Genomic DNA, 13162 nt, shown 5'->3' with positions numbered 1-13162 from the left:
TGAGGGCGACGTTGCAGGTTTAGACGTGTTTCGCGCCGGCCAATGCCGACGCACAAGGAGATAGCATGATCGTTCGTCCTGTACGCAGCAGCGACTTGCCTGCGTTGATCGAGCTGGCGCGCAGCACCGGCACCACCGGCCTGACTACCCTGCCGGCCAACGAAGAGCGCCTTGGGCATCGTGTGGGCTGGGCGGAAAAGACCTTCCGTGGCGAAGCCGAGCGTGGCGATACCGATTACCTGTTCGTGCTGGAAAACGACGAGGGCCTGGTGGTGGGCATCAGTGCCATCGCCGGCGCCGTGGGCCTGCGCGAGCCCTGGTACAACTACCGGGTCGGGTTGACGGTGAGCGCCTCCCAGGAACTGAAGATCTACCGCGAGATCCCCACGCTGTTCCTGGCCAACGACCTGACCGGCAACTCCGAACTGTGCTCGTTGTTCTTGCGCCATGACCACCGCTGCGGCCTGAATGGCCGCCTGCTGTCGCGGGCACGCATGCTGTTCATCGCCGAGTTTCCCGAGCTGTTCGGCAAGAAGATCATTGCCGAAATGCGCGGCATGTCCGACGCCCAGGGCCGCTCGCCGTTCTGGGAGTGCCTGGGCCGGCACTTCTTCAAGATGGAATTCAGCCAGGCCGACTACCTGACGGGCGTGGGCAACAAGTCGTTCATCGCTGAGCTGATGCCCAAGTTCCCGCTGTATACCTGCTTCCTGTCCGAGGCGGCGCGCAGCGTGATCGGCCGGGTGCACGCCGATACCGAGCCGGCCTTGGCGATGCTCAAGCAGGAAGGCTTCAACTACCAGGGCTACGTAGACATCTTCGACGCCGGGCCTGCCATCGAGTGCGACACCGACAGGATCCGTGCGGTGCGCGACAGCCAGACCCTGGTACTGGCAATTGGTACCCCAGGCGACGACGCCACCCCTTACATCATTCACAATCGCAAGCGTGACGACTGCCGTATCACGGCTGCACCCGCGCGGCTGGCTGCCGGTACGCTGGTGGTCGACCCGCTGACCGCCAAGCGCCTGCGCATGGGCGCCGGGGACAACGTACGCGCCGTGCCGCTTTCGGCAGGCCGGGAGGGCCAGCGATGACTACCCACTACATTGCAGGTCATTGGCACGCCGGCCACGGCGAAGCGTTGCAATCGCTCAACCCGGTGACCCAGGCTGTGGTCTGGCAAGGGCAGGGCGCCGATGTGGGCCAGGTGGAGGCTGCGGTACAAGCGGCCCGGCAGGCCTTTCCGGCCTGGGCTCAGCTTAGCCTGGAGGCGCGGATCAGCGTGCTGGAACAGTTCGCTGCGCAGCTCAAGCTGCATGCCGATGCGCTGGCCTACTGCATTGGTGAAGAAACCGGCAAACCGTTATGGGAATCGGCCACCGAAGTCACCAGCATGATCAACAAGGTGGCTATCTCGGTACAGAGCTACCGGGAGCGCACCGGTGAGAAAAGCGGGCCGCTGGCCGACGCCACCGCTGTGCTGCGGCACAAGCCCCACGGGGTGGTCGCGGTGTTTGGGCCTTACAACTTCCCCGGTCACCTGCCCAACGGCCACATCGTGCCAGCCCTGCTGGCCGGCAACTGCGTGGTGTTCAAACCCAGCGAGCTGACGCCCAAGGTCGCGGAGCTGACGGTCAATTGCTGGGTGGCCGCCGGCCTGCCCGCAGGCGTGCTGAACCTGGTGCAGGGTGCCCGCGAAACCGGTGTGGCACTGGCTGCCAACACGGGCATCGATGGGCTGTTCTTCACCGGCTCCAGCCGCACCGGCAACCTGCTGCACCAGCAGTTCGCCGGCCGCCCGGACAAGATCCTGGCCTTGGAAATGGGCGGCAACAACCCGCTGGTGGTGGATGAGGTCAAGGATGTGCAGGCGGCGGTGTACACCATCATCCAGTCGGCATTCATTTCCGCCGGCCAGCGCTGCACCTGCGCGCGGCGCCTGCTGGTGCCGCAGGGGGCCTGGGGTGATGCGCTGCTGGCGCGCCTGGTTGAGGTGTGCAAAACCGTGACCGTGGGGGCTTTCGACCAGCAGCCTGCGCCGTTCATGGGCTCGGTCATCTCGTTGCAGGCCGCCCAGGCACTGCTCAGCGCCCAGGCCGACCTGGTGGCCAAAGGCGCAGTACAGCTGCTGGGCATGACCCAGCCGCAGCCGGGCGCGGCTTTGCTGACACCGGGCATTGTCGATGTTACAGCCGTTGCCGAACGCCCGGACGAGGAGTTCTTCGGCCCGCTGCTGCAGGTGGTTCGCTACGCAGGCCTGGACGCTGCCATCGACGAGGCCAATGCCACCCAGTACGGCCTGGCTGCAGGCCTGCTCTCGGATTCCCGCGCCCGTTACCAGTATTTCTGGCTGCGCAGCCGCGCCGGCATCGTCAACTGGAACAAGCAACTCACCGGGGCAGCAAGCAGCGCGCCGTTCGGCGGCGTGGGTGCCAGTGGCAACCACCGCGCCAGCGCCTACTACGCGGCCGACTATTGCGCGTACCCGGTGGCTTCGCTGGAGGCCGACAGCCTTGCATTGCCGGCGACCCTGACGCCGGGTATCACCCTATAACAACGGTCGGAGCCTAGCCGATGAAATCCTACGAAGTAAATTTTGATGGCCTGGTGGGGCCGACCCACAACTACGGCGGGCTGTCCTACGGCAACGTGGCCTCCCAGAGCAACAGCCAGCAGGGCTCCAACCCTCGCGAGGCGGCGCGCCAGGGCCTGGCGAAAATGAAAGCGCTGGCCGACATGGGTTTCAAGCAGGGTGTGCTGGCCCCCCAGGAGCGCCCAGATGTTGCCGCGCTGCGCCAGCTGGGCTTTACCGGCAGCGACGCTGACGTCATCCAGCGTGCTGCACGTGAGGCCATGCCGCTGCTGGTGGCCAGTTGTTCGGCTTCCAGTATGTGGGTGGCCAACGCCGCCACCGTCAGCCCCAGTGCCGATACCGTCGACGGGCGCGTGCATTTCACGGCCGCCAACCTCAACTGCAAGTACCACCGCAGTATCGAACACCCCACCACCAGCCGGGTACTGGCGGCCATGTTCCAGCACCCGGCTCACTTCGCGCACCACCCCGCGTTGCCGGCCGTGGCTCAGTTCGGCGATGAGGGCGCCGCCAACCACACCCGGTTCTGCCGCGCCTATGGCGAGCCTGGCGTGGAGTTTTTCGTCTACGGGCGTAGTGCCTTCGACAGCCGCTACCCGGCGCCGCAGAAATACCCCGCCCGGCAGACCCTCGAGGCGTCCCAGGCCGTGGCCCGCCTGCATGGGCTGCGCGAGGACGGCGTGGTCTATGCTCAGCAGAACCCGGCGGTGATCGACCAGGGTGTGTTCCACAACGACGTGATTGCAGTAGGCAACGGCGAGGTGCTGTTCCACCACGAGGATGCCTTCCTGGACAGCGAGGCAGTGCTCGACCAGTTGCGCGGCAAACTGGCCGGCAAGGGCGGTACCTTGCAGGCCATCGGCGTGCCACGGGCGGCAGTGACGGTGGAGGATGCAGTGCGCTCCTACCTGTTCAATAGCCAACTGCTCAGCCGCGCCGACGGCTCGATGCTGCTGGTGGTACCCGAAGAATGCCGCAATAACGAGCGGGTATGGGCTTATCTGGAGCAACTGACCACCCAGGGTACGCCCGTGCAGGAGGTACAGGTGTTCGACCTCAAGCAGAGCATGCGCAACGGCGGTGGGCCTGCCTGCCTGCGCCTGCGTGTAGCCCTGACTGAAACGGAACTGGCGGCAGTGAACCAAGGCGTTATCATGACCGCCCCGCTGTACGACACGCTGCTGCAGTGGGTTGACCGCCACTACCGCGATCGCCTGGTCGATTCGGACCTGGCCGACCCGCAGTTGCTGGTGGAGTGCCGAACCGCACTGGATGAATTGACCCAGATACTCAAGTTGGGCTCGGTATACCCGTTCCAACGCCAACCTTGAAGAGAGACTTTGCAATGACCGATGCCCTGCGCCTGATCCTTGAAGATGAAGACGGCACCCAGCTGGAAACCTCGTGCACCCGCTTTGCCGTGGTCTGGCAAGGCAAGGAAGTGTGGATTCAGCAGGACGGCCGTGGCCAGCTGCTGATCGGGGTGGACGTGGATGAAGGCGACACCGAATACGCCAACCTGCTGCTGCGCCCGATGGCCACCAACCTGGTCAGCCTGCAGCTGGAGATGGAACCGGCAGAGGTGGGTGAAGACGACGATCACGTGCACGGCCCGGACTGCGGCCACCACCACTAAGGAAGCCCGCTATGCTCGCCCTTGGCAAACTGCTTGAGCTGACCCTTACCGGCCATGAACCGGCCGAGAAGACCCAAGTGACCACCAAGGGCGTGCGTTTGCGCTGGTTGGGGCAAGGCGCGCTGGAAGTGCGCCCCGCCGAAAGCGACGACTGCGGCCTCGATGTGTTGCTGTCTGCCGGCATTCATGGCAACGAGACGGCCCCTATAGAACTGCTTGAGCAATTGCTGCACGGTGTGGCCAAGGGCGAAATCGTGCCCAGGGCGCGGGTGCTGTTTCTGTTCGGCAACCCCGCTGCCATCATCAAGGGCGAGCGCTATATCGAACAGGACATCAATCGCCTGTTCAATGGCCGCCATGAGCAGACCAGCGGCATGGAGGCCTTGAGGGCTGCAGAGCTGGAGCAGTTTGCCCGGGTGTTCTTCAGCAAGCCTGGCCGCAACCGCCTGCACTACGACCTGCACACGGCCATCCGTGGCTCGAAGGTCGAGCAGTTCGCCCTGTACCCCTTCAAGGAGGGCCGCCAGCATTCGCGCCGTGAACTGGCACGGCTGGCGGCGGCGGGCATGCAGGCGGTGCTGCTGCAGCGCAAGCCGTCCATCACGTTCAGTGCCTTCACCTATGAGCAACTCGATGCCGAAGCCTTTACGCTGGAACTGGGCAAGGCGCGGCCGTTTGGCCAGAACGACGAAGTGAACCTCGGCAAGCTGGCTGCGCGCCTGGTACGCATTCTGGAGGCGACCGAGCCGCAGGCAGAGCAGTCACTCGATGGGCTGCAACTGTTCAGTGTGGCTCGTGAAATCATCAAGCACAGCGACAGTTTCCACTTGCACCTGCCCGCCGAAATCGAAAACTTCTCCGAATTGAGCAAGGGCTACCTGCTGGCTGAAGACCTGGCAGAAATGCGCTGGGTGGTGGAAGAAGAGGGCGCGCGCATCATCTTCCCCAACCCGAAGGTGAAGAACGGCCTCAGGGCCGGGATCCTGATCGTGCCCAGCGAGGGGCACGACCTTTCGCCCTGATCCGCTCAGCCGCCGGTAGCCGGGGCGGGCAGCAGCAGGTCTGGCGCCAGCGCGTCGTAGGCTTGTTGCAGCAACCTGGCCAGTGTGGTCAAACCGTCCAGGCCGCTGGCTTCGTACGGGTCATAGAGCACCGCGGTGTAGTCGCCTGACAACCGGTGGGCATGCTCGTTGGGGATCACCCGCTCCAGGTCGAAGCCCGGGCCGAACTGGGCCGGGCCCGCATAGCACTGCATCAGCACCATGTCCGGCACGGTTTCGTAGCGCTGGCGTGCGGTGTCCAGCAACTGCTTGAGCGCCGGGTAGCCGGGCAGCAGCAGCAACTGCTCGTACACCCTTGCCTGGAACTGGGGGGTGCCATACAGGTACAGGTTGTCGAGCGCCGTCACATCGAAGCGGTTGTCCGGGTTGGCATGGCTGTCCACGCGCAACGGCTGGGCAATACCTTCACCGATGCCTGCCGGCGCGTCGGCACCCAGAAACAGCAGGTGCAAGCGTTGCTCGGCAGTGGCGGGCTGGATGATGAACGTTTGGCCGGCCACTTTCAGGGTGATGTCCTTGTCCTGGCTCAGCTCCACATCGGTGGTCGACAACCACGCCAGGATCTCGTCGCATTCCCCGATGTTCTCATCGCCATCGTAGGCGGTGATCAGCCTGCGCTGGAGGGTTGCCAGTGGCGAGGTGTGCAGGTCGAACAGCTCGTAATCGTAATAGACCCGTGTGCTGTGCAGGCCGGCTTCGCTCACGATGTCGTGGGCAATGGCTTCATCCATTTCGCCGTGGGCCGCAACCCGGGTTTTGTCAGTTGCATCCAGCAGGTGTGTGGTTGCTACAGGTGTCGTCATGTTCGGGGCCTCCAGAGAATGAGAGGCTAGGCTACGGTAAGCGCGGCAGCACGGTGCATTGCACATCTAGCACCGTGCAGGTGAGGGCTGTGCTACCGCCAGGGCAGGGGCGAGCGTAGATGAAATCCTTTTAACTCACCGCCTGTTCCATTTTGCCCGGGCATGAGCGCTAATGGCTTGCCAGTAGCAAAAGGCAGGCTTTAGCATCGGCGCATGTCGTTTTCGCTTGCATGCCCCGAAAAACCGCCGAAAGCGCGGTTTGTATCGCATAAACACACTGCATCGAGACTACAGGACCGATATAATGCGGCCCTTTGCCGTCGTTTCGTCGACGCTTTGCCCAGACGGGCCGCCGTTTCCGTGGAAGAACCTATGAAAAGCGCAGAAATCCGTGAAGCCTTCCTTCGCTTCTTCGAAGAGCAGGGACATACCCGAGTCGCGTCCAGTTCGCTGATTCCGAACAACGACCCCACCCTGCTGTTCACCAATGCCGGCATGAACCAGTTCAAGGACTGCTTCCTCGGTGCGGAGAAGCGCGCCTACACCCGTGCTGTCAGCAGCCAGAAGTGCGTGCGCGCCGGTGGTAAGCACAACGACCTGGAAAACGTCGGCTACACCGCGCGCCACCACACCTTCTTCGAAATGCTGGGCAACTTCAGCTTTGGCGACTATTTCAAGCGTGACGCCATCACCTTTGCCTGGACCTTCCTGACCTCGGACAAGTGGCTGAACCTGCCCAAGGACAAGCTCTGGGTCACCGTCTACGCCACCGACGACGAAGCCTACGATATCTGGACCAAAGAAGTCGGCGTGCCTGCCGAGCGCATGGTACGCATCGGCGACAACAAGGGCGCACCTTACGCGTCGGACAACTTCTGGACCATGGGCGACACCGGCCCGTGCGGCCCGTGCACCGAGATCTTCTACGACCATGGCGCCGACATCTGGGGCGGCCCACCCGGTTCGCCCGAGGAAGACGGCGACCGCTACATCGAGATCTGGAACAACGTCTTCATGCAGTTCAACCGCACCGCGGACGGTGTACTGCACCCGCTGCCGGCCCCTTCGGTAGACACCGGCATGGGCCTGGAGCGTATCAGCGCCGTGCTGCAGCATGTGCACTCGAACTATGAGATCGACCTGTTCCAGAACCTGCTGGCGGCGGCTGCCAAGGCCATCGGCTGCAGCAATGAAGGCCAGGCCTCGCTGAAGGTGGTCGCCGACCATATTCGCTCCTGCGGTTTCCTGATCGCCGACGGTGTGCTGCCGTCCAACGAAGGCCGTGGCTACGTGCTGCGTCGCATCATCCGCCGCGCGTGCCGCCACGGCAACAAACTGGGTGCAAAGGGCAGCTTCTTCTACCAGATCGTCGGCGCACTGGCGGCCGAGATGGGTGAAGCCTTCCCTGAGCTGAAAAACCAGCAGGCGCAGATCGAGCGTGTGCTCAAGGCTGAAGAAGAGCAGTTTGCCAAAACCCTCGAGCAGGGCCTGCGCATCCTCGAACAGGACCTGGCCCAGCTTCAGGGCGACGTTGTACCAGGCGACGTGGTGTTCAAGCTGTACGACACCTACGGCTTCCCCATGGACCTGACCGCCGACATTGCCCGTGAACGCGAGCTGACCATCGACGAGGCTGGTTTCGAGCGTGAAATGGACGCGCAGCGTGAACGTGCGCGCTCCGCCAGTGCCTTCGGCATGGACTACAACAGCCTGGTCAAGGTCGACAGCGCCACCGAGTTCCTGGGTTACGACGCTACCGAAGGCGAGGGCAAGATCATCGCCCTGTACAAGGACGGCCAGGCGGTGGACCAGCTGGGCGAGGGCGAGGAGGGTGTGGTCGTGCTTGACCGCACACCGTTCTACGCCGAGTCCGGCGGCCAGGTGGGCGACTCCGGTTTCCTGCAGGCCGGTGCTGCGCGTTTCGATGTGCGCGACACCACCAAGACCGGTGGCGCGTTCCTGCATCATGGGGTGGTGGCCAGCGGTGCGCTGGTAATTGGTTCGCCGGTGCAGGCCAAGGTGGACGAGCAGGTGCAACACGCCACCTCGCTGAACCACTCCGCTACCCACCTGCTGCATGAGGCCCTGCGCCAGGTGCTGGGCGAGCACGTGCAGCAGAAAGGCTCGCTGGTCGACAGCCAGCGTCTGCGTTTCGACTTCAGCCACTTCGAGGCGGTTAAGCCAGAGCAGATCAAGGCCCTGGAAGACATCGTCAACCGCGAAGTGCGCAGGAACACGCCGGTGCAAACCGAGCTGACCGACATCGAAACCGCCAAGGCCAAGGGTGCCATGGCGCTGTTCGGCGAGAAGTACGGTGATACCGTACGCGTGCTGACCATGGGCGGTGATTTCTCGGTGGAGCTGTGCGGCGGCATCCATGCCAAGCGCACCGGCGACATCAGCGTGTTCAAGATCATCAGCGAAGGTGGCGTGGCTTCCGGCGTGCGCCGTATCGAAGCCGTCACCGGCGCTGCCGCGCTGGCCTACCTGAACGCTGCCGAAGAGCAGGTGAAGGAAGCCGCGCAACTGGTGAAAGGTAACCGCGACAACCTGATCGACAAGCTGTCGGCTGTGCTCGAGCGCAACCGCCAGCTGGAGAAGCAGCTGGAACAGCTGCAGGCCAAGGCCGCCAGCGCCGCAGGGGATGATCTCTCCAATGCGGCCGTGGAGGTCAAGGGCGCCAAGGTGCTAGCCGCCCGCCTGGATGGGCAGGATGGCAAAGCGCTGCTCGCCCTGGTCGATCAGCTGAAGAACAAGCTCGGCCATGCAGTGATCCTGCTGGGCAGCGAGCATGAGGGCAAGGTCGTGCTGGTGGCCGGCGTGACCAAAGACCTCTCCGGCCAACTCAAGGCTGGCGAACTGATGAAACAAGCCGCTGCGGCAGTGGGCGGCAAGGGCGGCGGGCGCCCGGACATGGCACAGGGCGGTGGCGTAGACGTCGCCGCGCTGGACCAGGCCCTGGCGCTGGCCGTGCCGTTCGCAGAGCAGGGACTTTGAGATGAAGGGCAGGGCGGCCTGGGGGCCGGCTTGCCCTTCATGTTGGATTGTTTTTTGGGGCCCTTTGGGCTGAGGCACCATTGAAATGGCGTTGATCGTACAGAAATTTGGCGGCACCTCTGTCGGTTCCATCGAGCGGATCGAACAGGTAGCCGATAAGGTCAAGAAACACCGCGAAGCGGGCGACGACCTGGTGATCGTGCTGTCGGCCATGAGCGGTGAAACCAATCGCCTGATCGACCTGGCCAAGCAGATCAGCGAGCAACCGGTTCCGCGTGAGCTGGACGTGATCGTGTCCACCGGCGAGCAAGTGACCATTGCCCTGCTGGCCATGGCCCTGATCAAGCGTGGTGTGCCGGCGGTGTCCTACACCGGCAACCAGGTGCGCATCCTCACCGACAGTGCGCACAACAAGGCGCGCATCCTGCAAATCGATGACCAGAAGATTCGCGCCGACCTCAAGGCCGGGCGCGTGGTCGTGGTAGCGGGCTTCCAGGGTGTGGATGAGCATGGCAGCATCACCACCCTGGGGCGTGGCGGCTCCGACACCACTGGTGTGGCCCTGGCGGCTGCATTGAAGGCTGACGAGTGCCAGATCTACACCGATGTCGATGGCGTCTACACCACCGACCCACGGGTGGTGCCGCAGGCCCGTCGCCTGGAGAAGATCACCTTCGAAGAGATGCTGGAAATGGCCAGCCTCGGTTCCAAGGTGCTGCAGATCCGTTCGGTGGAGTTCGCCGGCAAGTACAACGTTCCGCTGCGCGTGCTGCACAGCTTCAAGGAGGGTCCGGGTACCCTCATTACCATTGATGAAGAGGAATCCATGGAACAGCCGATCATTTCCGGTATCGCCTTCAACCGTGATGAAGCCAAGCTGACCATCCGCGGCGTGCCGGATACCCCTGGCGTGGCCTACAAGATCCTCGGCCCGATCAGCGCCTCGAACATCGAGGTCGACATGATCGTGCAGAACGTTGCCCACGATAACACCACCGACTTTACCTTCACCGTAAACCACAACGAGTACGAGAAGGCCCAGAGCGTGCTGGAAGCCACCGCTCGCGAGATGGGTGCCCGGGAAGTGATCGGCGATACCAAGATCGCCAAGGTGTCCATCGTCGGCGTAGGCATGCGTTCGCATGCCGGCGTTGCAAGCCGCATGTTCGAGGCCCTGGCCAAGGAAAGCATCAACATCCAGATGATTTCCACGTCCGAGATCAAGGTGTCCGTGGTGATCGAAGAGAAGTACCTGGAGCTGGCGGTACGTGCACTGCACACCGCGTTCGAGCTTGATGCGCCTGCCCGACAGAGCGAGTAACGCCTTGCCTGGAAGGGCGCGGCTTGCCGCGCCCTTCGCGTTTCTGCCCGTCGCGCAGGCCCTGTCCTGCCAGGCGCGATGGGCAACCGGCGCCCGTGCCGTGGTCCACGGTGCGGCGCCGAACCCCAAGACTGTAATCCCTGAATGTTTTGCGTAAGGAGAAAGCTATGTTGATTCTGACTCGTCGGTGCGCCGAGAGCCTGATCATTGGAGATGGCGAGATCACCGTGACGGTGCTCGGCGTCAAAGGCAACCAGGTACGCATCGGTGTGAGCGCCCCTAAAGAAGTGGCCGTGCACCGTGAAGAAATCTACCTGCGGATCAAGAACGAGAAGGACGAAGAGCCAAGCCTTTAATTCTTTTGAAGTTTTTTTCAAAAAAAGGGTTGCAAACGAGGAAGAGCCTGTTTAATATTCGCCTCGTGTTGCGGTGAGGTGGCCGAGTGGCCGAAGGCGCTCCCCTGCTAAGGGAGTATACCTCATAAGGGTATCGGGGGTTCGAATCCCCCCTTCACCGCCATTATTCGCTTAGGGCGCTGTAAACAGTAAGACGCTAAGTAGTTGTTTTTAAACGAAAAGTTCTTGCAAAAATGTTTTAGTGACCTATAATGCGCGGCAAGACACGGACTCATAGCTCAGCTGGATAGAGTACTCGGCTACGAACCGAGCGGTCGCAGGTTCGAATCCTGCTGAGTCCGCCACTTTTGAAGTGGCTTTGTTTGCAAGGCTGCTTCAAATCAACCAGTGGTAATCTGGTCTAAAACTACCAACGACGGACTCATAGCTCAGCTGGATAGAGTACTCGGCTACGAACCGAGCGGTCGCAGGTTCGAATCCTGCTGAGTCCGCCATACCCAATACAGAAAGCCCGCTCACATGAGCGGGCTTTTTGTTTGTGCGCGATTGTTAATCCCGCGCCTGCATCCGTCACATGCTTGTGCTTTCCTGCTCAGGATTATCTGTGGCACGGAAGGCTTCGAGTGTTGTCCCATCTCTATCGCGCAAACGATTGTTCTGCCCAAAAATTTAAGCGATCTAGCGCCGCGACCCGTGTATGATTGCGCCCGTCAGCCCCGCCGGGGCTTGTGGAAAACCACCATGGACTTACCCAGTAGTCACTTACCAACCGTTTTCATACCGCTAGATCCAATCGATTGATTCCCCCGGCGTGCTCCGCTGCTGGGAGTGGAGTTCGCCTATGACCGAAGTAGAAGTAAAGAAAACTCAAGACAGCCTGCAGGACCGCCTGGCTCAGGTTGTCGAACTGCTGCAGCGCCAGCGCCTGGTCGAAGACCTCACCCACCGTCAGGAAGGCGCGCACAACGACCTGGTCGAAAACCTGGTCCATCGCCAGAACCTCGTCGAGCTGCAACGCAAACTCGATGACCTTCACCCCGCCGACATCGCCTACATCCTCGAAGCCTTGCCCCTGGAAGACCGCCTGACGGTCTGGCAGCTGGTGCGCTCGGATCGCGATGGCGACATTCTGCTGGAGGTGTCCGACGCCGTTCGCCAGTCGTTGATCGCCGACATGGACGACCACGAGCTGCTCGCCGCGGCCAAGGACATGGACGCCGACGAACTGGCCGACCTTGCGCCTGAATTGCCCCGTGACGTCGTTCATGAGCTGATGGAAACCCTCGATGCCCAGCAGCGTGAGCGTGTGCGCTCGGCGCTGAGCTACGACGAGGAGCAAGTCGGTGCACTGATGGACTTCGAGATGGTCACCATCCGCGAAGACGTTACGCTCGAGGTTGTACTGCGTTACCTGCGCCGCCTGAAGGAGCTGCCCAACCACACCGACAAACTGTTCGTGGTGGATAACGACGGCATCCTCAAGGGCGTATTGCCCATCAAGCGTCTGCTGGTCAATGACCCGGACAAGAAGGTGGCTGATGTGATGGCTACCGACCCTGTGTCGTTCCACCCTGAGGAAGACGCCTACGATGCAGCTCAGGCGTTCGAGCGTTACGACCTGGTATCGGCGCCGGTGGTGGACAAGGCTGGGCGCCTGATCGGCCGTTTGACCATTGATGAAATGGTCGACCTCATTCGCGAAGAGAGCGAAAGCGAAGTGCTGAACATGGCCGGCCTGCGCGAAGAAGAAGACATCTTCGCTTCGGTGTGGCGTTCGCTGCGCAACCGTTGGGCCTGGCTGGCTATCAACCTGATTACCGCTTTTGTCGCCTCGCGGGTCATTGGCTTGTTCGAAGGCTCCATCGAAAAGCTGGTGGCATTGGCTGCACTGATGCCGATCGTTGCAGGGATCGGCGGCAACTCGGGCAACCAGACCATTACCATGATTGTCCGCGCCATGGCGCTGGACCAGGTGTCGCCGGGCAATACCAGCCGGTTGATGCGCAAGGAGCTGGCGGTGTCGCTGCTCAATGGCTTGATCTGGGGTGGGGTAATCGGCGCTGTCGCGTTCTGGCTGTACGGCAGCTGGTCGCTGGGCCTGGTGATGACGGCCGCGATGACGCTGAACCTGCTGTTGGCCGCATTGATGGGTGTGCTCATCCCCATGACCCTGACCCGCCTGGGGCGGGACCCTGCCATGGGCTCCAGTGTAATGATCACCGCCGTGACCGACAGTGGCGGTTTCTTCATCTTCCTGGGCCTTGCCACGGTGTTCCTGCTTTAAGCAGTACACACCGCTCCCATAAAAAAGCCAGCTTTCGCTGGCTTTTTCATGGACCTGTGTCCCGTCCTGAATAAGGTTTACACCTCCCATCCCGATTTTCCGGAGAGC

General features: G+C 62.3%; 10 protein-coding genes and 3 tRNA genes. 12 read left to right on the top strand and 1 reads right to left on the bottom strand.

All coding sequences use genetic code 11. The features are described 5' to 3' along the window. The first annotated feature begins 65 nt into the window (after positions 1-65). Genes astA through astE form a run of 5 tightly spaced genes read left to right on the top strand, consistent with a single transcriptional unit; the run spans position 66 to position 5254 of the window. Positions 66-1097, top strand: coding sequence for an arginine N-succinyltransferase (gene astA, locus IAE36_RS20250; RefSeq protein WP_201164591.1), 1032 nt, complete (start codon positions 66-68; stop codon positions 1095-1097). Beyond that, complete coding sequence (gene astD / locus IAE36_RS20245) at positions 1094-2557, top strand: succinylglutamate-semialdehyde dehydrogenase (RefSeq protein ID WP_201214254.1); 1464 nt, start codon at positions 1094-1096, stop codon at positions 2555-2557. The genes astA and astD overlap by 4 nt, the downstream gene beginning before the upstream one ends. A 20-nt stretch (positions 2558-2577) precedes the next feature. Beyond that, positions 2578-3927 (top strand): N-succinylarginine dihydrolase, encoded by a 1350-nt coding sequence (gene astB, locus IAE36_RS20240; RefSeq protein ID WP_201214251.1) that lies wholly within the window; start codon positions 2578-2580, stop codon positions 3925-3927. A gap of 14 nt (positions 3928-3941) precedes the next feature. Beyond that, positions 3942-4232: a topoisomerase II gene (locus IAE36_RS20235; RefSeq protein WP_201214249.1), complete on the top strand. Its 291-nt coding sequence runs from the start codon at positions 3942-3944 to the stop codon at positions 4230-4232. Between the two features lie 11 nt (positions 4233-4243). Beyond that, on the top strand, positions 4244-5254 hold the full coding sequence (gene astE, locus IAE36_RS20230) for a succinylglutamate desuccinylase (protein WP_201214247.1): 1011 nt from the start codon (positions 4244-4246) through the stop codon (positions 5252-5254). 5 nt (positions 5255-5259) lie between these two features. Here astE and IAE36_RS20225 read toward each other — a convergent pair whose 3' ends face one another. Continuing rightward, on the bottom strand, positions 5260-6096 hold the full coding sequence (locus tag IAE36_RS20225) for a hypothetical protein (protein WP_201214245.1): 837 nt from the start codon (positions 6094-6096) through the stop codon (positions 5260-5262). Positions 6097-6468: 372 nt separating this feature from the next. Here IAE36_RS20225 and alaS point away from each other — a divergent pair, with 372 nt between their 5' ends. The 7 genes from alaS to mgtE all read left to right on the top strand — a co-directional run bounded on the left by alaS (position 6469) and on the right by mgtE (position 13054). Beyond that, a complete protein-coding gene (alaS, locus tag IAE36_RS20220) occupies positions 6469-9093 on the top strand; it encodes an alanine--tRNA ligase (RefSeq protein WP_201214243.1) in 2625 nt (874 codons plus the stop codon). A gap of 85 nt (positions 9094-9178) precedes the next feature. Next, positions 9179-10414: an aspartate kinase gene (locus IAE36_RS20215; protein ID WP_028635513.1), complete on the top strand. Its 1236-nt coding sequence runs from the start codon at positions 9179-9181 to the stop codon at positions 10412-10414. A gap of 167 nt (positions 10415-10581) precedes the next feature. Continuing rightward, entirely contained in the window at positions 10582-10770 is a 189-nt protein-coding gene (csrA, locus tag IAE36_RS20210; RefSeq protein WP_023533771.1) for a carbon storage regulator CsrA, read from the top strand. A 72-nt stretch (positions 10771-10842) separates the two neighbouring features. Beyond that, positions 10843-10933, top strand: a tRNA-Ser gene (locus tag IAE36_RS20205). A 104-nt stretch (positions 10934-11037) separates the two neighbouring features. Beyond that, a tRNA-Arg gene (locus IAE36_RS20200) sits at positions 11038-11114 on the top strand. 73 nt (positions 11115-11187) lie between these two features. Continuing rightward, positions 11188-11264: transfer RNA gene (locus IAE36_RS20195), tRNA-Arg, on the top strand. A 347-nt stretch (positions 11265-11611) separates the two neighbouring features. Next, entirely contained in the window at positions 11612-13054 is a 1443-nt protein-coding gene (gene mgtE / locus IAE36_RS20190) for a magnesium transporter (RefSeq protein WP_028635514.1), read from the top strand. Positions 13055-13162 lie beyond the last annotated feature (108 nt).

Origin of the sequence: Pseudomonas sp. S36 (genome assembly GCF_016647875.1) — a bacterium.
Lineage (GTDB): Bacteria > Pseudomonadota > Gammaproteobacteria > Pseudomonadales > Pseudomonadaceae > Aquipseudomonas > Aquipseudomonas parafulva.
This window is presented reverse-complemented; position numbering and strand designations above follow the sequence as displayed.